Source organism: Xanthomonas sp. WHRI 6108 (assembly GCF_040202385.2).
Classification (GTDB): domain Bacteria; phylum Pseudomonadota; class Gammaproteobacteria; order Xanthomonadales; family Xanthomonadaceae; genus Xanthomonas; species Xanthomonas arboricola.
In genome coordinates, this window is record NZ_CP168198.1 from 4,134,335 (window position 1) to 4,152,215 (window position 17,881).

Annotated in this window: 14 protein-coding genes and 1 other RNA gene; 9 read left to right on the forward strand and 6 right to left on the reverse strand. The window is 66.7% G+C overall.

Going from position 1 to position 17,881, the window contains the following annotated elements; translation table 11 throughout:
* The first annotated feature begins 10 nt into the window (after nt 1–10).
* From ABQ039_RS17335 to ABQ039_RS17345, 3 genes are read left to right on the forward strand one after another with little or no spacing between them, the layout of a single operon-like run.
* The gene (locus tag ABQ039_RS17335) at nt 11–2,683 is read left to right on the forward strand and encodes a DUF802 domain-containing protein (protein ID WP_349778379.1); all 2,673 of its coding nucleotides are present in this window, start codon (nt 11–13) and stop codon (nt 2,681–2,683) included.
* The gene (locus ABQ039_RS17340) at nt 2,680–3,354 is read left to right on the forward strand and encodes an OmpA family protein (protein ID WP_102580459.1); all 675 of its coding nucleotides are present in this window, start codon (nt 2,680–2,682) and stop codon (nt 3,352–3,354) included. Before ABQ039_RS17335 ends, ABQ039_RS17340 begins: the two co-directional genes overlap by 4 nt.
* Nucleotides 3,351–4,001 (forward strand): DUF2894 domain-containing protein, encoded by a 651-nt coding sequence (locus ABQ039_RS17345; RefSeq protein ID WP_349778380.1) that lies wholly within the window; start codon nt 3,351–3,353, stop codon nt 3,999–4,001. Before ABQ039_RS17340 ends, ABQ039_RS17345 begins: the two co-directional genes overlap by 4 nt.
* A 224-nt stretch (nt 4,002–4,225) precedes the next feature.
* On the opposite strand, the gene ABQ039_RS17350 is transcribed toward ABQ039_RS17345, so the two are convergent.
* The 3 genes from ABQ039_RS17350 to ABQ039_RS17360 are packed head-to-tail and all read right to left on the reverse strand — an operon-like array spanning nt 4,226 to nt 7,667.
* The gene (locus ABQ039_RS17350) at nt 4,226–5,494 is read right to left on the reverse strand and encodes a DUF3526 domain-containing protein (RefSeq protein WP_349778381.1); all 1,269 of its coding nucleotides are present in this window, start codon (nt 5,492–5,494) and stop codon (nt 4,226–4,228) included.
* Nucleotides 5,494–6,930 (reverse strand): DUF3526 domain-containing protein, encoded by a 1,437-nt coding sequence (locus ABQ039_RS17355; protein WP_221232453.1) that lies wholly within the window; start codon nt 6,928–6,930, stop codon nt 5,494–5,496. The genes ABQ039_RS17350 and ABQ039_RS17355 overlap by 1 nt, the downstream gene beginning before the upstream one ends.
* Nucleotides 6,927–7,667: an ABC transporter ATP-binding protein gene (locus ABQ039_RS17360; protein WP_349778382.1), complete on the reverse strand. Its 741-nt coding sequence runs from the start codon at nt 7,665–7,667 to the stop codon at nt 6,927–6,929. The genes ABQ039_RS17355 and ABQ039_RS17360 overlap by 4 nt, the downstream gene beginning before the upstream one ends.
* Before the next feature lie 410 nt (nt 7,668–8,077).
* On the opposite strand from ABQ039_RS17360, the gene ABQ039_RS17365 reads away from it, so the two are divergent.
* Nucleotides 8,078–9,925, forward strand: coding sequence for a M14 family metallopeptidase (locus ABQ039_RS17365; RefSeq protein WP_374057814.1), 1,848 nt, complete (start codon nt 8,078–8,080; stop codon nt 9,923–9,925).
* Nucleotides 9,926–10,183: 258 nt separating this feature from the next.
* Here ABQ039_RS17365 and ABQ039_RS17370 read toward each other — a convergent pair whose 3' ends face one another.
* On the reverse strand, nt 10,184–11,110 hold the full coding sequence (locus ABQ039_RS17370; protein WP_374057815.1) for a LysR substrate-binding domain-containing protein: 927 nt from the start codon (nt 11,108–11,110) through the stop codon (nt 10,184–10,186).
* A gap of 127 nt (nt 11,111–11,237) precedes the next feature.
* Between ABQ039_RS17370 and ABQ039_RS17375 the strand changes: the two genes are divergently transcribed.
* The 5 genes from ABQ039_RS17375 (at nt 11,238) to ABQ039_RS17395 (ending at nt 17,221) form a co-directional block, all read left to right on the forward strand.
* Complete coding sequence (locus tag ABQ039_RS17375) at nt 11,238–11,639, forward strand: Rid family hydrolase (RefSeq protein WP_039529666.1); 402 nt, start codon at nt 11,238–11,240, stop codon at nt 11,637–11,639.
* A 526-nt stretch (nt 11,640–12,165) separates the two neighbouring features.
* A complete protein-coding gene (locus ABQ039_RS17380; RefSeq protein ID WP_102251167.1) occupies nt 12,166–13,335 on the forward strand; it encodes a hypothetical protein in 1,170 nt (389 codons plus the stop codon).
* A 10-nt stretch (nt 13,336–13,345) separates the two neighbouring features.
* Nucleotides 13,346–13,774, forward strand: a complete 429-nt coding sequence (locus tag ABQ039_RS17385) for a substrate-binding domain-containing protein (protein ID WP_024938495.1) — start codon at nt 13,346–13,348, stop codon at nt 13,772–13,774.
* Nucleotides 13,771–15,903, forward strand: coding sequence for a methyl-accepting chemotaxis protein (locus ABQ039_RS17390; protein WP_184615211.1), 2,133 nt, complete (start codon nt 13,771–13,773; stop codon nt 15,901–15,903). Before ABQ039_RS17385 ends, ABQ039_RS17390 begins: the two co-directional genes overlap by 4 nt.
* A 580-nt stretch (nt 15,904–16,483) precedes the next feature.
* On the forward strand, nt 16,484–17,221 hold the full coding sequence (locus tag ABQ039_RS17395) for a DNA/RNA non-specific endonuclease (protein WP_039518674.1): 738 nt from the start codon (nt 16,484–16,486) through the stop codon (nt 17,219–17,221).
* Nucleotides 17,222–17,260: 39 nt separating this feature from the next.
* Here the strand turns inward: ABQ039_RS17395 and ABQ039_RS17400 are convergent.
* Together ABQ039_RS17400 and ABQ039_RS17405 are read right to left on the reverse strand one after the other, a co-directional pair.
* Nucleotides 17,261–17,338: non-coding RNA, sX9 sRNA (locus ABQ039_RS17400), on the reverse strand.
* A gap of 157 nt (nt 17,339–17,495) precedes the next feature.
* Nucleotides 17,496–17,837: a hypothetical protein gene (locus tag ABQ039_RS17405; protein WP_102251169.1), complete on the reverse strand. Its 342-nt coding sequence runs from the start codon at nt 17,835–17,837 to the stop codon at nt 17,496–17,498.
* Nucleotides 17,838–17,881: the final 44 nt, after the last annotated feature.

Here is a 17,881-nt window from a genome sequence, read left to right on the forward strand (position 1 = left end):
CTGGGACCTCATGTTCAGAACTTTCGTCCACCTGTGTGTGTTTGTCGTCGGCCTGTTGGCGGTTTGCTGGGTCGGCATCGGTTATCTGGGCTCCAACCCGCTCGGCGCCTGCGTCGCGGCGGTGATCGGCGCCTGTTATGTGGCCGGCGCGCTGGAGCTGTACCGCTATCGCCAGGCCAGCGCGACGCTGGACGATGCCGTCACCGCATTGACCACCGCGCCATCGGCACTGGGCGAATGGCTGGAGCGCCTGCATCCGAGCCTGCGCAATGCGGTGCGCCTGCGCATCAAGGGCGAGCGCGTGGCGTTGCCGGCACCGGTGCTGACGCCGTATCTGGTCGGCCTGCTGGTGTTGCTGGGCATGCTCGGCACCCTGCTCGGCATGATGGCCACGCTCAAGGGCACCGGCTTCGCATTGCAGAGCGCCACCGACCTGCAGGCCATCCGCGGCTCGCTGGCCGCGCCGGTGGAAGGCCTGGCGTTTGCGTTCGGCACCTCGATCGCCGGCGTTGCAAGCTCCGCAATGCTGGGGCTGTTGTCGGCCTTGTGCCGGCGCGAGCGGCTGCAGGCAGTGCAACGACTGGACCTGAAGATCGCTTCCGAACTGCATCCGCATTCGGACGCGCACCAGCGTGGCGAAGTGTTCAAGTTGCAGCAGCAGCAAAGCGCACTGATGCCGGCGCTGATCGATCGCCTGCAGACGCTGATGCGCAGCATCGAGCAGCAGAGCATCGCCGCCGATGAGCGCCTGGCCGCGCAGCAGGCCGAATTCCACGCCCGGAGCGAAGCGGCGTATGCGCGCCTGGCCACGGCGATGCAGCAATCGCTGCAGAGCGGCGTGGCAGAAAGCGCACGCGCGGTGGGCGCGGCCTTGCAGCCGGCGATGGAAGCGACCATGACCAGCATCGCGCGCGACACCGCCGCCTTGCACGAGCGCCTCACCCATGCCGTGCAGCAGCAACTGGACGGCATCACCAGCGGCTTCCAGCACAGCGCCAGTGCCGCGGCCGCGCACTGGACCAGCGCGCTCGCCGCACAGGAACGCGCGCAGCAAGCGCTCGACACGCGTCTGCAGACCACGCTGGAGCAGATCGCACAGCAGACCGCTGACGTGCAGGACGGCGTCGGCACCGCCGTGCAGCAGCAGTTGCATGCGCTCAACGACGGCTTCCAGCACAGTGCGCAGACGGCTGCCGAGCACTGGCAGGCCGTGCTGGCTGCACAGGACCGTGCGCAGCACGCGTTGACCGAGCAGTTGCAGACCACGCTGGCGCAGATCGATCAGCGCAGCATCGCGGTGCAGGACGGCGTGACCCACGCGGTGCAGCAGCAGCTGGCCGCGCTCAATGACGGGTTCGAACGCAGCAACGCCGCCACGGCCGAGCACTGGGCCGCGGTGATCGCCGAGCAGCAGCGCGCAGGCGCGGCGTTGAACGCGCAATTGCAGGCCACACTCGCACAGCTCGCCCAGCAGACCAGCGCGCTGCAGGACGGCGTGCACCAGGCCGTACAGCAGCAACTCGATGGACTGAGCAGCGGCTTCGAAAGCAGCACCGCCGCTGCAGCCGCCACCTGGACCGCGGCAGTGGCCGAACAGCAACGCGCAAACCACGCGCTGACGCAGGAGTTGCAGGGCACCCTGACCCAGTTCGCCAGCACCTTCGACGCACGCTCCAGCGCCCTGGTCGATGCGGTATCCAGGCGCATGGATCAGTCCAGCAGCGAGACCGCCAGCGCCTGGAGCGCCGCGCTGGCGCAGCAACAGGACGCCAGCGCCGCATTGGCCGACCAGCACCAGCGCGCACTGGCAGCCGCCACCGCCAGCTTCGACGCGCATGCCGCCGCCCTGGTCGGCACCCTGCAGCAATCGCACACCGAGCTGCAGGCCGCACTGGAAGCCCGCGACACCCAGCGCCTGGCGCTGTGGAGCGAGCGCTTCAGCGCGATGAGCGCAGACCTGAGCACGCAGTGGGAGCGCACCGGCGAGCGCGTCACCCAGCAACAGCAGGCGATCTGCGACACCCTAGCCAGCACCGCCAGCGAGCTGTCCACGCAGGCGCAGGCACAGGCCAGTGCCACCATCAGCGAAGTGGCGCGCCTGATGCAGATCGCCTCCGAAGCGCCCAAGGCGGCCGCCGATGTGGTGGCCGAGCTGCGCCAGAACCTGTCCGAGAGCATGGTGCGCGACACCGCCATGCTGGAAGAACGCAGCAAGCTGCTCGCCACCCTGGACACCTTGCTCAACGCGGTCAATCACGCCTCCACCGAACAACGCGCAGCGGTCGATGCGCTGGTCACCACCTCGGCCGACCTGCTGCAACGCGTGGGCACCCAGCTCACCGAGCAGATCGGCAGCGAGACCGGCAAGCTCGGCGCGGTGGCCGCACATGTCAGCGGCAGCGCGGTGGAAGTGGCCAGCCTGGGCGAAGCCTTCGGCGTGGCGGTGCAGCTGTTCAGCGGCTCCACCAGCGAACTCAACGAGCGCCTGCAGCATGTCGCCAGCGCACTGGATGCCTCGCTTGCACGCAGCGACGACCAACTGGCGTACTACGTGGCGCAGGCGCGCGAGGTGGTCGACCTCAGCATGCTGTCGCAGAAGCAGATCATCGAAGAACTGCGCCAGCTCGATCGCGGTCGCGGCGATGCCGGTGAGGCCGCTGCCGGCGAGGCCAGCGCGGCATGAGCGACGAGATCGACATCGACGGCGAATCGGGCACACCGATCTGGGCTGCCTTCGGCGACCTGATGTCGGTGCTGCTGGGCGCGTTCGTGCTGATCCTGGTCGGGGTGATCGGTGTGCAGCTACAGCTATCCAGCCGCCTGGACGAAGAGGTCAAACAGCGTCAGGCCGAAGCGCAGCGCCGCAAGACGCTGGAGCAGGCACTGGCGGCGCCGCTGGCCGCCGGCCGCGTGACCCTGGTCGACGGCCGCATCGGCATCCGCGGCAATGTGCTGTTCGCCTTCAATTCCGATCAGTTGCAGCCGGAGGGCCGCGAGGTGCTGAAGACGCTGGCCGCGCCGCTGACCGAATACCTGGCGGCGCGCGAGGAGATCCTGATGGTCAGCGGCTTTACCGACGACCGCCCGGTGCTGGGCGGCAACCGGCGCTACGCCGACAACTGGGAACTGTCTGCCCAACGCGCACTCACGGTGACGCGTGCATTGATCGCCGAAGGCGTGCCCGCAGCATCGGTGTTTGCCGCAGCCTTCGGCTCGCAACAGCCGGTGGATTCCAATGCCGATGAAGCGCGCCGCGCCAGGAACCGCCGTGTGGAGATCGCGCCGATTGCGCGCCCGTCCACGTCGCGCGCCTCCTCTGCCGCCAAGCCGACAGCAGCCGCAGGCACGCGATGAGCACGCAGGCGACATCCGCGCACGCGCGCCTGCAGCGCTGGCGCAGCCAGGGCGCCGACCAGCTGGACCCGGTACGTTTCCATCTGATGGAAACGCTGGCCGCGCGTGCCGGCACACAGGCCGAGCCGGTGCGCGAGGTGCTGGAAGAAAAGCTGGGCAAGCTGGTCGATGCGTATGCGGCAACGGTGAAGCAAGCCGCGCGCCGCCGTGTCGCCAGCGCTGCCGCACAGCCGTCGCAACGCAGCGCGCTTGGCGCGTTAGCCGACCGGATGGCAGGCCACGCCGCGTTGATGGAAGTGGACAGCAGAAAGACCGCCAGCGCCGAAGCCACGCAGTTTCCCGAGCTGCCGGCGCTGGAGGATTTTCGCCGCACCTGGACCACGGTGCGCACTGCCAGCCAGGTGCGGCAGTCGCTGCAGGACGCCCCCAAGGACGCCGGCCCGCTCAATTCCAGCGTGCTGGTGCATCGCTGCATCAGCCTGATGCGCGAGTGCTCACCGGGCTATCTGCAGCACTTCCTCGGCTATGTCGACGCGCTGTCGTGGCTGGAACAGCTGCACAGCGGTGGCGCGTTGGCCAGCGAGGATGCCGCGCCGGTGGCGCCGGGCAAGAAGCGCAGCAGGCGTGCCCCCACGCGGCGCAGCTAGCGCGACCGGTCAGTCGCGCTGGCGCTGCACGCACATGGCCGTTGGCTGAAACCCGCCTGGCGCATGTGTCCGGCATGATCGCAGCCAGTGCGCGGGTCGTTCGCATCCGCCCGACCGGCGCTGGCGCGGTCCATCAAACGCGCAGAGGCGACTGTCGCCAGTCGGTGTAGTCAGCCAGCGACGCAGCGTGGACAACGAAGGCGGAGGGTGAATCGCAGCTGCCGCTATGACGCAGGATCGGCGCTTGCATCGAAACGTGGCGCGCGCCCGAAGTCCTCGCGCGTAAACGGGCGGTCGCGGAACAGATAGCCGTAATAGAACGTCCGCAGTGCCTGGTGGTAGGCGCGGATGCGGTCCTGGTACGCCAGTTGCGCGCGCAGATCGGTGCCTGCCAGGCGCGTCAACGCGGCCTGCAACGCCACCGGCGGCAACACGCTGGCCACGCGCTGCGCCAGCGCCTCGCGCCGCTGCAAACCTTGGCGATACGCTGCGACCTGTGGGGCCACCTGTTGGTCGCCGTTTTCGTGGAAGGCGAAATACCACTTGTAGTGGAACGCGCCGGTCAGCGGCGCCGAGTCCGCCCACTGCGGGTTCTGCGCGTAGAAGGCGCGCATGGTGTGCTGGCGCGGAATGTCCCAGGCGTGGTTGACCGCCTCGCGCTGCAGCCGCGCGATCTCGCTGCCTTGGTTGACCGGCACTGCCTGATTGATCGCCACATGCGCCAACGCCGGTGCGACCAGCGCCAGCACCACCCAGCAGGTCGCCAGGGCGGTGGCATGCGCGGCCGGGCGCCAGTGGAGGCGCCCGGCCAGCACCGACAGCAACACCCAGAACAGCAGATAGGCGCAGGTCATTGCCAGCACCGCGAGCTGTTGCAGCAGCGGCACCGCATTGAAGGTTGCGGCAATCACAAACGGCACACTCAGACACACCAGCACCGCAGCGGCACGCACCGCCACGCGCCGCACCAGCAACGCCGTGCCCGCACCCGGCAATGCGGCGAGCATGCGGGCACGCCCGGCCTCGCGCTCGCCCGAGCGCAGATCGAACAGCAGCGCGATCACGAACAACGGCAGCAGGAACACCAGCACGAAGGCGTAGTCGAAGCGCCCGGCCAATGCCAGCTCCGGGTTGTAGCTGTCGCCATCGTGGATCTGCGCTTCCAGGCCCAGCGCGCGGACACGCAGGATGTACGGCGAGACATCGCGCATGCCCACCGCGGCAAATGCCAGTGGTGTGGGCACATCCCAGGTCGGATGAAAGCTGTAGTAGGCCGCGCTGCCGGCGTCGTTGGAGCGCGCCACATAGTCCTGCACCGCTGCGATGTCCTCCTGCTGCAGCGCTGCAATGCGCGCGATGTTGGCGCGTTGCGCAGCGATGAGGTGCTGGCCGGAGAGCAGGCTGCACACGGTCAACACCGCCAGCAACAGCAAGCCGGCCAGCGCGGCGCGTGCGCGCAGCAACAGCAGCAGTTCGTATTTCCACAGCAGCATCAGCGCGCCACTCCCACACGCCGGCCGGCCACCACCAGCATGCACAGCGCCGCCAGCAGCCAGGCACCGACCAAGCCGAGCGCCGCGCCCGCGGCGCGCAATACCTCGGTGGTGGCCGGCGGCTGGAATGCGAACACCGGGATCGCATGCCAATGCGCGGAGGAGATGCGCTTGCGTTGGTCGGCACCGGCATCCTGCGCGGTGTCGTCGGCCATGCTTACCGCATCGGCCTGCAGCTGGTTGAGCTGCTGCACCAGCGTGTAGCGGTAATGCTCGGCCTGGGCGAGAAACCGCTCGTGCGCACGCAGGTCGGTTTCTGCCAGCGTCATCGACAGCTCGCGCAGCGCAACCGTGGGGCTCAGCAAGGCGAACGTGCGCACCAACAGATTCTGTTGCTGTTGGATGGCCGAATCACGCGCGGCATAGCGCTCGAACAGGCTCGCGGTGAGCCGCTCGCCTTCCAGCGCCAGCAGGCCCTTGTAGTTGACCGGCAGCTCTTCCACCCGCTGCACGCCATAGCGCGCCAGTGTCTGCTGCTTGAACTGCGCAAAGTGCGGGTCATCCGGGTTGTGGCTGTCGCCGAGCGTGCGCAAGTCGCGCTGGATCGCCACATCGGTCTCCAGCCGCGTCGGCAGGCGGTGCGCCGCACTGGCCACATCCGGCGCCACGCGCGGCACCAGCAGGGCCAGCCACACCCACACCGCCAGCGACACCAGCAACGCATCGCGGCCGCGCCGGCACAGCATCGACACCGACAGCACCAACGCGCACCACACCAGCAGATACACCGCATACGCCAGCACCAGCAGCGCGACCCGCAGCGCCTGACCCGGCAACGACGCGATCGGCAGCAACCCGACCAGGGCCGGCAACAGGCAGGCTGCGGCCACCACCGCGAGCGCGAGATATTTGCCGCCGAACAATTGCCGGCGCGTGGCCCCCTGCAGCAACAGCGCGCGCAAGGTGCCGGTCTCCTGCTCGCGCGCCACCGCGCCATAGCCGAGAAACACCAGCAGCAGCGGCGCCAGCACCTGCAACACGAACGCGGGGGTGAGCTGGCCGAAACGCACCAGCAGCGAGCTCTGACGCACATCGCCAAAGTTGGCGGTGTTCTGGCGATGGCCTTCCAGGAACATGCTGTTGCCGGTGAACGCGTCCACCCCGGCATCGAAGGCGGCCAACGCCGGCAACGGGCGATAGATGAAGTGGCCGTAATGCACCACCCGATGCGGGTGGCGGTCCGGCTGCGCTTCGAAGGCTTGCTGCGCAGCCAGTTGCTGGCGCGCGCGGAACTCGGCCACCTCGCGCTGATGATGCGCGGCGGTCAATGCCGCCACCAGCGTGAGCAGCATCAGCAGCACCACACCGATGGCAGCGGAGCGGTTGCGCGCCATGAAACGTAGTTCTTCGCGCGCGACCAACAGCACAGGACTCATGCAGCCCGATCCTGCGCACGCGCAAAACGCGCATGCAAGCTGCGCACGTCGAAGCCGCTGTCGCCGGCACCGATCTCTTCGGCAATGCGCCCGTGTTCCAGGAACCCGATCCGGTCGGCAACATCCACTGCGCCGAGCAGGTCGTGCGTCACCATCAGCACCGCGCCCCCGCGCTCGCGCACGCTGCTTACCAAGCGGTTGAAGTCACCAATGGCGCGCGGGTCCAGGCCGGAGGTGGGCTCGTCCAGTAGCAACACCGGCACCTGGCGCAGCGTGGCCACCGCAATCGCCACCTTCTGGCGCATGCCCTTGGAAAACCCCGCCAGCCGCTGGCGCCAGGCCTCACGTTGCAGGCCGGCAGCGGCCAGCGCCTGGCCGATCTCGGCCTGGCTGCGGCGCTGGCCGGCCAGTGCGAGCAGGTAGTCGGCATTTTCCAGCGCACTCAGGTGCTCGTAGAGCGCCACGTTTTCCGGCAGATAGGCCAGCCGCGCACGCGCGGCGCCAGGGTCGGCGACCGGGTCGATGCCATCGACCCGCAGGCTGCCGGAGGTGGGTTTGACGAAGCCGAGCAAGCTGGAAAGCGTGGAGGACTTGCCGGCGCCATTACCACCCAGCAAGGCGTAGACACTGCCGGGGGCGACCTGCAGATCCAGCCCCTGCAGCACGGTGCGGCCGCGGTAGGCCACGTGCAGGTTGCTGATCGAGATGGCAGGGGCGGCTTGAGAACTGGAAAGCATGGCAAGGCAGTGGCTTGACGAAATGATACGTTATCACATTGCTTTCAGCGCTTGCAGGGGACCGGGCGACGCCGCGCAAGCGCCCGCCGGAGAGGCGAACGCGCGGTGCGATCCCGCTCGGACGACGGCACCACAGGAAGCAGGCTGGCCGCTGCGGCTGCGCGACCGTCGACGCGAACGCGCCCCATCAAATGTTACTGTATTACGCAAATATCCTGCTGGTCGTTGCGGTGACGGAGACACTCCCTGCACCGCGCGACCCGCGCCCAGGGACCAGCCCTCCGACGCACGCAGCCTGGTGCAACGCGTCGATGCGGCATCGCGCCGTCGAACGCCGCCGCCGGTGCGGCCACCCAGGAGCAGCAAGCCTTGCCACGTTCTCCCTGCAATCGAGATCCCGTACGTCACACATGACTTCCGATACGCGCCCCTCTGCCCCGCACGCCTCGCCCCCTCCCGCACCCGCTTCCGGCAACGCCGCCGGGCCTGCCAGCCGCAGCACCACGCGTGCCGCTGCCGGCCTGCTCGCCGCAACCCTGTTGACTGCCGCCCAGGCCAGCGCGCAGTCCATCGATACCAGCGCGCCGCTGCCACCGGTACGTGCCTGGCATGGGGCCAGCGAGGCGTTGATCGTCACACCGGACGATCCGTGGAGCACCCCGGCAGAGCGCAACGATTTCGCCAGCACCCCCAGCTATGACGAGACGCGCGCGTGGCTGGAACGCCTGGTCGCCGCCTCGCCGCTGCTGTCGCTGGAGGTGTTCGGCAAGAGCAGCGAGGGCCGCGACCTGCTGCTGGTCCGCGCGCACAAGGGCGCGCCCGGCAAGCCGGTGGTGCTGGCGCAGGCCGGCATCCACGCCGGCGAGATCGATGGCAAGGATGCCGGCCTGATGTTGCTGCGCGATATCGCGCAACGCGGCAAGGACCACCTGCTCGACCAGGTGGATCTGGTGTTCGTGCCGATCTTCAATGCCGACGGTCACGAGCAGCGCGGCCCGCTGATCGGCGCCGCATTGCGCGGCCCACAGCAGATGGGCTGGAACACCACCACGCGCGGCATCAATCTCAACCGCGACTACCTCACCCTGGAAGCGCCGGAAACGCGCGCGATGGTCGCGTTGCTGCATCGCCTGGATCCGGCGCTCTACATCGACCTGCATGTCAGCGGCGGGCTGGATCACCAGTACGACATCACCTTTACCTTCGCCGGCTGGGGCACCTATGCGCGCTCGCGCGCCACCGCCGACTGGCTGCAGCAACGCTTTACGCCGGCGGTGAACACCGCATTGCGCAAACAGGGCCACGCACCGGCCATCTACCCGAGCCTGATCGACGAAAACGAGCCGCGCTCGGGCCTGCGTTACGCGCCGGAAGGCCCGCGCTATTCCACCGGGTATGGCGACTTTGCCGGCATCCCCACCGTGCTGGTGGAGAACCATCGCCTGAAGTCGTACCGGCAGCGCGTGCTGGGCGACTATGTGCTGCTGGAAGCAGCACTGCGCCTGGTTGCCCGCGATGCAGGCAACATCGATGCGGCCAAGCGCGCCGATCGCGCTGCCCGCCCGCAGGAACTGATGGTGGCCTGGGAACGCCTGCAGCAGCCGATCGCCCAGGTGCCGTTCAAGGGCGTGAGCTACACCCGCACGTTGTCGCCGGTGTCCGGGCGGCAGGAACTGCGCTGGGAGGGCCGCGATGAAACCTGGACCATGCCGGTGATCGGCTATCGCCAGACCCAGGCGGTGCGCTACCCGCTCGCCTGGTGGATCCCGCCCGGCAACGACGATGTGGTGGAACTGCTCAAGGCGCACGGCATCCGCTACGAACGCCTGCAGCAGCCGCGCCACCTCCAGGTGCAGCAGATCCGCGTAGTGAAGGATGCCGGCACGCAAACGCCGCACGCCGAGCACGTGGAAGAAACCTTCGCCGCCGGCAGCGTCCGCGTGCCTGCCGATCAACCGATGCGCATGCTGGCAGCCGCATTGCTGGAGCCGCAGAGCAGCGACTCGTTGCTGGCCAGCGGACGTTTCCGCAATGCCGGCAGCCCCGACAGCGGCTTGTACGGCGCCGAGTTGGTGGACTTCAGCGAGCGCGTGCTGCGCAGCGACGCCGCCCTGCGCGCCGCCTTCGAACGCAAGCTCGCAGACGATGCCGCATTCCGCGCCGATGGCGATGCACGGCTGCAATGGATCTATGCGCGTTCGCCGTATGCGGCGATCACCGGCTGGCGTTATCCGGTGCGGCGCCAGCTGGCGGAGTGACCCTGCGCATTGCCGATTGCACGCCGTGGGATCGGCAATGCGGCTTGAGCCTCTTTCGTATCGCGCATTGCGCAAGGCCAGTGGCGACGGCAACGGCAACGGCAACCGCAACCGCATCGGCATCGATACCGGCAGCAATGTCGCTTGCATACCGGCAGACAGGATGCTTCACCACACACTGCGCGCTCCATCATGCGTGCGTGCCCTCAAGTCTGTCGCGCACGACCACGACCACATCAGCCACGCCACGCAGCGCGCTCAGCGCAGCGCCGGCGCTTCCACTGGCGCATGCTCGGCCATCAACGCACTCACCCACTCGATGAACACACGCAGCTTGGCACTGACATGCCGGTTGGGCGGGAACGCGATCGACAGCGGCATCGGCTCCATCCGCCAGTCCTCGAACAGCGGCACCAGTTCGCCACTGGCCACGTGCGCCCTGGCCATGTACACCGGCAACCACAGCACGCCCATGCCGGCCAGCCCGGCGGCCAGATAGGCATTGCCGTCGTCGGACGCCACCACGTAACGCCCTTGTAGATGCACCGCCTCGCTGCCGCGCTGCATGACATAGGGCACGGTCTTGCTGCTGCGCCAGCGCATGAAGCCGACACAGCGATGCCGGGTGTTTTCCAGCTCGCGCGGATGTGTCGGCATGCCCAGCCGCTGCAGATACGCCGGCGCCGCGTACACGCCCGCCTGCAGGTCGCCCACGCGGCGCGCGATCAGCGACTGATCGGTGATGGTGCCGCCGCGCACCACGCAATCCACGTGCTCGCCGATCAGGTCCACGCGGCGATCGCTCACGCCCATGTCCAGCTGGATATCCGGATAACGCGCATGAAAGGCCGGCAGTGCCGGCATCAGGATCAGGCGCGCCAACGGGCTGGGCACATCCACGCGCAGGCGGCCACGCGGCAGCGCCGACGCATCGGACAGGCTGGTCTCGGCATCGTCCATGTCCGCCAGCAGCCGCAGCACGCGCTCGTAGTACGCCGCACCATCGGCGGTGACATGCACCTGCCGCGTGGTGCGGTTGAGCAGCCTCACGCGCAGGCGTGCCTCCAACTGCTGCACCAGCTGGGTCACGCTGGCCCGGCTCATGTGCAAGGTCTCGGCCGCCTTGGTAAAGCTGCCGGTCTCCACCACCCGCGCAAACGCCTGCATCGCGTCGAACCGGTCCATCGCCACTCCCGACTCCAAGATTGTTTGGATTCTACAAACAGTGCTGGTCGGCATCGCCGATTTATCGCGCGCAGGCAAGCACCTACGCTGCCTGCCTGTTCCGATTCGCCACCCGATGGAGGTCACCATGGCAACACGTGAAGCAGTTTTTCCGCAGGGGCGGCACGCGCTGTACGAGCGCCACCGCTATTCGCCGGCAGTCCGCGCCGATGGCTTGCTGTTCGTCGCCGGCCAGGTCGGCAGCCGCGAAGACGGCTCGCCGGAGCCGGAGCTGGAGGCAGAGATCGCCCGTGCCTTCGCCAATCTCGATGCCATCCTCGCCGCAGCCGGCTGCAGCACGCAGGACGTCGTCGACGTCACGCTGTTCATGCTCGACCCCGACGTGGTGTTCGAAGCCATGTGGGACAAATGGGTGAGCTACTGGGGCCCGGCGCCCTACCCCACCGTCACCGCAGTGGGCGTGACCTGGCTGGCCGGCTTCCGCTTCGAGATCAAGGTCGTGGTGAAACTCCCGACACGGCAGCAGTAAACGTTTCCAGTAACTTGCCGACTGTATCTCGTCGCGTCTGCATGCAGCCGAAGCAAATCTTCGCCGGCCGCATCGCACCGGCGATAAAGTAACTGGCACACCCACGCGAAATAACTCAGAGAACGCCACGCCTGGCTCGCCAGGGCGTGGCTTTTTTTTGCGCGCGCACTTCGGAGCAAACGCCTCTTTGTCAATTTCCCCCGGGAAAAACTCGGTTTTTTGCTTACCTCGCCCTTCACCGGCTGCGCTACTCATCGGCAGGCCTGCGATGCGGACGATTATGTCCGCCGATATTCATCCCAGCTGTTCAAAGCACCTAAATCGCGCGCCTCGATAGGGCAAAACTATCGTCAGATTCTTGTGGCGCTTTGCTTTCTTAACCGGTTTTTCCAAGTTGTAAAAATCTCGCTAAAGCAATGATGCAGACGGCCGCTACCGCAATCCAGGGCGTTGCGACGCTCATTACCGTTCTGCCCGCGCGCCTCTCATGGCGCTGCGTCCATCACCCACTCAGCCGAGATTCTCAATGAAATTGACCGTCAAGCTTCTCAGTGGCGCCATCGCCCTGGCGTCGTCGACCTGCGCCTACGCGCAGCAGGACTCGATGTTTTCCTTCAGCGGCTTCGGCACGCTGGGCGTGGTGCATTCGACCGAGGACCAGGCCGACTTCACGCCCGACATCCAGACCGTGGAAGGTGCCGGTGCCAGCCACTCCACCTCGGCACGTCCGGACTCGCGTATCGCCGGCCAGGTCAATGCCAACTTCACCGACAAGTTCACCGGCGTGTTGCAGGTGACCAGTGAGTACGCCGAACGCGGCGATTACGATCCCAAGGTCACGCTGGCGCATGTGAAGTATCAGTTCGGCCCGCAGTTCGCTGCGCGCCTGGGCCGCATCACTGCGCCGCTGTACATGCTGTCCGAGTACCAGCGCGTCGGTTACGCCACCCCGTGGGTGCGTCCGCCGTACGAGGTCTACAACTACCTGCTGCCGATGGACGGCGTCGAAGGCGTGTACACCATCAACGCCGGCGAGAGTGTGGTCAGCGTGCAGGGTTTCTATGGCCGCATCAATTCGAAGAAGGCCGATGTGTACGCCATGCGCGGCCTGGCGCTGGGCCTGGAATCGGGTGCGTCCACGTTCCGCGCCGCCTACATCGTGGGCACCACCGATTTCGATACACCGTCGCTGGAGCGCCTGTTCTCGGTCTATCAGCGCATCAATCCCGCACTGGCCGATCGCCTGACCACCTATGGCGTGGACGGCAGCTTTGCCAGCCTGGGTTACGCCTATGATCCGGGCAGCTGGTTCCTGCGCAGCGAAGTGATCCGCGCCGATTACTCGCCCTCGCTCAACGGCAAGACCACCTCCGGTTATCTCAGTGTCGGCGGTCGCTTCGGCACGCTGACGCCGTCGATCACCTATGCCAACGTCGATCGCAAGGGCCCGACCATCGCGGCCGGCCAGGATCCGGTCGGCGTGATGACGCGCGCACTGGCGCAGGCCGAAAGCGGCCGTCACAGCTTTACCGCATCGCTGCGTTGGGACGCGCGTGAAAGCGTCGCGTTCAAGCTGCAGGCCAGCCACATCAACAACAACGCGGGCTCGTTCGGATCGTTGAACAACATCCAGCCGGGCTTCCGTCCGGGCGGCAGCTACAACCTGCTGTCGGCCTCCGTCGACTTCGTGTTCTAAGAGAGCCCCCATGACCATTTCCAAGTGTTTTGCAGTCTCCCTGCTTGCCGCGTTGTCGCTGAGCGCGTTCTGCGCCAATGCCGATGTCGTGGTGGTGATGTCGGCCAAGGGCGGCCCAGACAGCCTCAGCGCCGCGCAGGTGTCGCAGATCTTCCTGGCCAAATCCAACAGCCTGCCCGGTGGCGGCGCGGCGGTGCCGATCGATCAGGAAGAAGGCGTCGCCACCCGCGATGAGTTCTACAAGAAAGTGGCCTCACGCGACGCGGCACAGCTGAAGTCGTACTGGTCGCAGCTGATGTTCACCGGCAAGGCGCAGCGTCCCAAGCGTGTCAGTGGCGACGATGCGGTCAAGAAGGCCGTTGCCGCCACGCCCGGCGCCATCGGTTACATCAGTGCCAGCGCAGTCGACGCCAGCGTCAAGGTCGTCCTGAAGCCGTGACCCGCCACCTGCTCGAGACTCAAGTCATGAGACGCATCCTGTCGCTACCGTTGTTCTGGAAAATCCTGATGCCGGCCGCGGTGGCGATCCTTTGCCTATCGAGCTATGTGGCCTTCAGTACGCTGGTCTTTCACCGCAACAACGACCGCCTGGAAGCGGTACGCGACGTGCATTTCCCGATGCTCGACGCCATGACACGCAACGTGGCTGCGCTGGACAAGCTCATCAACGGGCTCAACGGCGCCGCTGCCGCCGGCGATGCCGACATGTTGGCGGCCACCAAGCCGGTGGCCGACGAGATCCACGCCTCCTACGTGAAACTGCAGAAATCCGATCCTGCCAATGCGACGGAGCTGGCACGCCTGGGCAAGGAGTTCGATCAGTACTACAGCCTGGCGCACGGCGTGGCCGCCGCGTTCGTGGAACAGCGCGAACCCGATGCGGCGCAGATGAGCGCCATGGCACCGGCACTGGAAACCTATCGCACCACCCTGACCGCCATGCAGAAGCGTGCCGATGCACGCTTCCGCGGCACCGTGCAGGAAGCGGTGGACAGCTCGGTGGCGGCAAGCATCGGCGGGCTGGTGCTGGGCCTGGTCGGTGCGGTGCTGTGCATCGCCTTCGGCTGGATCGTGGCACGCGCCATCACCCAGCCGCTGAACCGTGCGGTGGGCATTGCGCATGCGGTGTCGTCGGGCAAGCTGGACAACAGCATCTCGATCGACCGCAACGACGAGGTCGGCCAGCTGCTGCAGGCGATGGACAGCATGCAGCGCCAGCTGCGTCGCGTGATCCAGGCGCAGACCGACATGGGCGACAAGCATGAAGCCGGCATGGTCAGTCACCGTATCGCCGAGCAGGAATTTCCCGGCGAATTCGGCAGCATGGTGCGGGCCAGCAACGCGCTGGTGTCCAGCCATATCGCGGTGACGATGCAGATCGTCGCATTGACCGAGCGCTATGCCGCCGGCGACCTGTCGCAGCAGCTGGAGCCGTTGCCGGGCGAAAAGGCGGTGATCAGCCAATCGATCAACGATGTGCGGGCCAGCCTGTTGTCGATCAATGGCGAGATCAAGCGGCTGGCATCGGCCGCGGCGGCGGGCGACTTCAGCGCACGCGGCGACGAGACTGCGTTCGAGCATGATTTCCGCCAGATCGTGGTCGACCTCAATCACCTGATGAGCAGCTCGGACAAGAGCCTGGGTGCGGTGTCGCAGGTGTTGCAGGCGATTGCGAGCGGCGACCTGACCACGCGCATGCACGGCGACTTTGCCGGCGTGTTCGCGCGCATGCGCGACGATGCCAACACCACGGTGGACCGCCTGACCGACATCGTCGGGCGCATCCAGCATTCCTCGTCGGAGATCGATACTGCGGCCGGTGAAATTGCCGCCGGCAATCAGGACCTGTCGCGGCGTACCGAACAGCAGGCGGCCAGCCTGGAAGAAACCGCCGCCTCGATGGAGGAACTCACCTCCACCGTCAAGCAGAACGCCGAGCATGCGCGACAGGCCAACGAACTGGCACGCAATGCAGCCGGTGTGGCTTCCAAGGGCGGCGAGGTGGTCAGCCAGGTCGTCGGCACCATGTCGGGCATCGAAACCTCCTCGAAGAAGATCGCCGAGATCATCAGCGTCATCGATGGCATCGCCTTCCAGACCAATATCCTGGCCTTGAACGCGGCGGTGGAAGCCGCACGTGCCGGCGAACAGGGCCGCGGCTTTGCGGTGGTGGCCTCGGAAGTGCGCACGCTTGCGCAGCGTTCGTCCGCTGCGGCCAAGGAGATCAAGGAGCTGATCGACGCTTCGGTGGGCAAGGTGGCCGAAGGCTCGGTGCTGGTGCACAAGGCCGGCACCACCATGACCGAGATCGTCGCCAGCGTGAATCGGGTCACCGACATCATGGGTGAGATCACAGCCGCATCCAGCGAGCAATCGGCCGGCATCGAACAGGTCAACCAGACGGTGATCCAGATGGACGAAACCACCCAGCAGAATGCAGCGCTGGTGGAGGAAGCCATGGCCGCGGCACGGGCGATGGAAAAGCAGTCCAGCACCCTGACCCAGCTGGTCTCGCTGTTCCAGCTGCAGCCTGCCAGCGCACCGCAGCTGGAAAAAGAGGTCGCATAGTCGACCGAGCCAATCCTCTCGCGACGTCTTTGACGCCCTCTTCTGCATGGACTGCAGAAGAGGGTTTTTTGTGCCGCCGGTGGCGAACGCGGCGCTGGCAAGGCAGCGTCGCACGGCGCGCATCTTGCGCCGACGAACGGCACTGCGCTGCTCCCGACCTGACGTCTTGCGGTGTCGCCTGCCGATGTGTGCTGGCGTATCCCGACCGCGAGGCGGGCGGTTGTCCGACAGCAGCAACCGCGCTCTGCTGATGGCGCAGCTATGCGCCATTGCAAAAACCCTGGCGCGGAAGGGCATCCGCACGCTCCATGCATAACCAGGGGCTTATCGCCTGTCAGCCCGTATGCCACCCAATGCGCGATACCGGTCACAGTTTTGCCGGAAAAACTGACGTGACCGCACATTCCTCACGCCTACGTCACCACCAAGCAACATTTGCATGCGATAGCTGTCGCGCTCGCTAAAAACAGCGAGCCAACTGTCCCCCTTCCAGCGCGCGTTCCGCTGAGCGTCGATCTGCCCCCCGGCAGCCGGCGGTGGCGTCGTGCGTCCGATTGATTTTCCAGGAGATTCACTGCCCATGCGCTTCCGGACTTTCTTCGCCGTTCTGCTGTTCACCGCTGCCAGTGCCAGCGCAAACGCCCAGGTTGTCACCCTCAACAAGGGCGGCTACACCTTGCGCTACGACTGCACCAACCACACCGCGTTGCGCTACGAGTACGTGCTGCAGGCCGATACCGGCTCGGCCGCGCGCCCGTCCAGTTTCAATCTGGACACCGAACTGCCCAGCGGCTGCGCCGGCCAGACCTCCACCGCCTCCTACGCCAGCGTGCGCACCGGCTACGATCGCGGGCACCTGGTGACCTCCAACCACATGGACTACAACGCGACCTACATCCGTCGCGCCAACCTGATGTCCAACATCGTGCCGCAGGTGTCCAGCTTCAACCAGGGCATCTGGGTACGCGCCGAAAACGTGGCCGAGTGTTACCGCGACATCGCCAGCGTGCAGGTCTACGGCGGTGTGATCTACAGCGACACGACCAACGATTACTTCCTGAGCAGCCACGGCATCCGCACCCCGGACTTCTTCTGGAAGACGATCATCACCGCCAACCCGGGCGGCGGCACCCGCGCGATCAGCTGGCTGATTCCCAACAGCGCCAACCTCGGTTCGCTGGACAGCTACATCGTCAGCATCGACGAGCTGGAAGACCTCTACGGCGCCAGCACCATCGGCATCACCGCACCGGCCGCCGTCAAGGCCATGCTGCCCGCCACCACCTGGCCGCAGCCGAGCAATTGCGACCTGGGCTGAGGGCGGCTGCCCGCTTCTCCAGCCACGTCGATCAAGAGCAGCTGACACCCATGTTGCGAGCAGTCGTCAGGTGGGTGCGGATGGCGCGTCCAGCATCGGAGTGCCCGAATGGCCCTTGCCGATGTCGGGCACCAGCCGTACCCACCTGGCGTTGAGCGCAGCAGCCTGCTCAGCCGCTCTACACCGCTGGGCGTGCGATCCAGCAGACAAGGCCCGGCATTCCCGGGCCTTGTCGTTGCAGGCGGCGGCATACCTGGCCCGCCGCAACGCGCACTCAGGCCTCGGGCGCGGCAAGCGCCGCAAACCAGTCCGCGTATGGCGTGTTCTTGACCAGATGCCGATTGAAGTCTTTGGCACCATCGCTCCACCACACCGGGCCGCGCTCTCCCAGCGCCGTCTTGGCACGATCGACCGCCGCACGCGCTGCAGCCAGCCCCCCGGCATCCTCATCGCGCTTGGCCGCCTTGACCGCGCGTCGCGCGTCCATCAAGGCGCCGACCAGCCCGGCACGCACGTCTTCGCGCAGATGCGGGTTGGCGGTACGCCAGAGCCGGCCACGCACGATCAGATACCGGCCATCGGGCGTGGTGACTGGCGCAGCGGCGGCAGCCGTCATTGCCAACGCACTCGCAAACGGCCCTGTAACATCGTGCAGACCAA

Excerpts from the sequence above, each read along its gene's own strand:
- ABQ039_RS17370 (WP_374057815.1), bottom strand. The coding sequence starts at position 11,110 with ATGGACCGGTTCGACGCGATGCAGGCGTTTGCGCGGGTGGTGGAGACC.
- ABQ039_RS17385 (WP_024938495.1), top strand. The coding sequence starts at position 13,346 with ATGACCATTTCCAAGTGTTTTGCAGTCTCCCTGCTTGCCGCGTTGTCG.
- ABQ039_RS17405 (WP_102251169.1), bottom strand. The coding sequence starts at position 17,837 with ATGACGGCTGCCGCCGCTGCGCCAGTCACCACGCCCGATGGCCGGTAT.
- ABQ039_RS17380 (WP_102251167.1), top strand. The coding sequence starts at position 12,166 with ATGAAATTGACCGTCAAGCTTCTCAGTGGCGCCATCGCCCTGGCGTCG.
- ABQ039_RS17335 (WP_349778379.1), top strand. The coding sequence starts at position 11 with ATGTTCAGAACTTTCGTCCACCTGTGTGTGTTTGTCGTCGGCCTGTTG.
- ABQ039_RS17355 (WP_221232453.1), bottom strand. The coding sequence starts at position 6,930 with ATGAGTCCTGTGCTGTTGGTCGCGCGCGAAGAACTACGTTTCATGGCG.
- ABQ039_RS17395 (WP_039518674.1), top strand. The coding sequence starts at position 16,484 with ATGCGCTTCCGGACTTTCTTCGCCGTTCTGCTGTTCACCGCTGCCAGT.
- ABQ039_RS17350 (WP_349778381.1), bottom strand. The coding sequence starts at position 5,494 with ATGCTGCTGTGGAAATACGAACTGCTGCTGTTGCTGCGCGCACGCGCC.
- ABQ039_RS17345 (WP_349778380.1), top strand. The coding sequence starts at position 3,351 with ATGAGCACGCAGGCGACATCCGCGCACGCGCGCCTGCAGCGCTGGCGC.
- ABQ039_RS17375 (WP_039529666.1), top strand. The coding sequence starts at position 11,238 with ATGGCAACACGTGAAGCAGTTTTTCCGCAGGGGCGGCACGCGCTGTAC.
- ABQ039_RS17340 (WP_102580459.1), top strand. The coding sequence starts at position 2,680 with ATGAGCGACGAGATCGACATCGACGGCGAATCGGGCACACCGATCTGG.
- ABQ039_RS17365 (WP_374057814.1), top strand. The coding sequence starts at position 8,078 with ATGACTTCCGATACGCGCCCCTCTGCCCCGCACGCCTCGCCCCCTCCC.
- ABQ039_RS17360 (WP_349778382.1), bottom strand. The coding sequence starts at position 7,667 with ATGCTTTCCAGTTCTCAAGCCGCCCCTGCCATCTCGATCAGCAACCTG.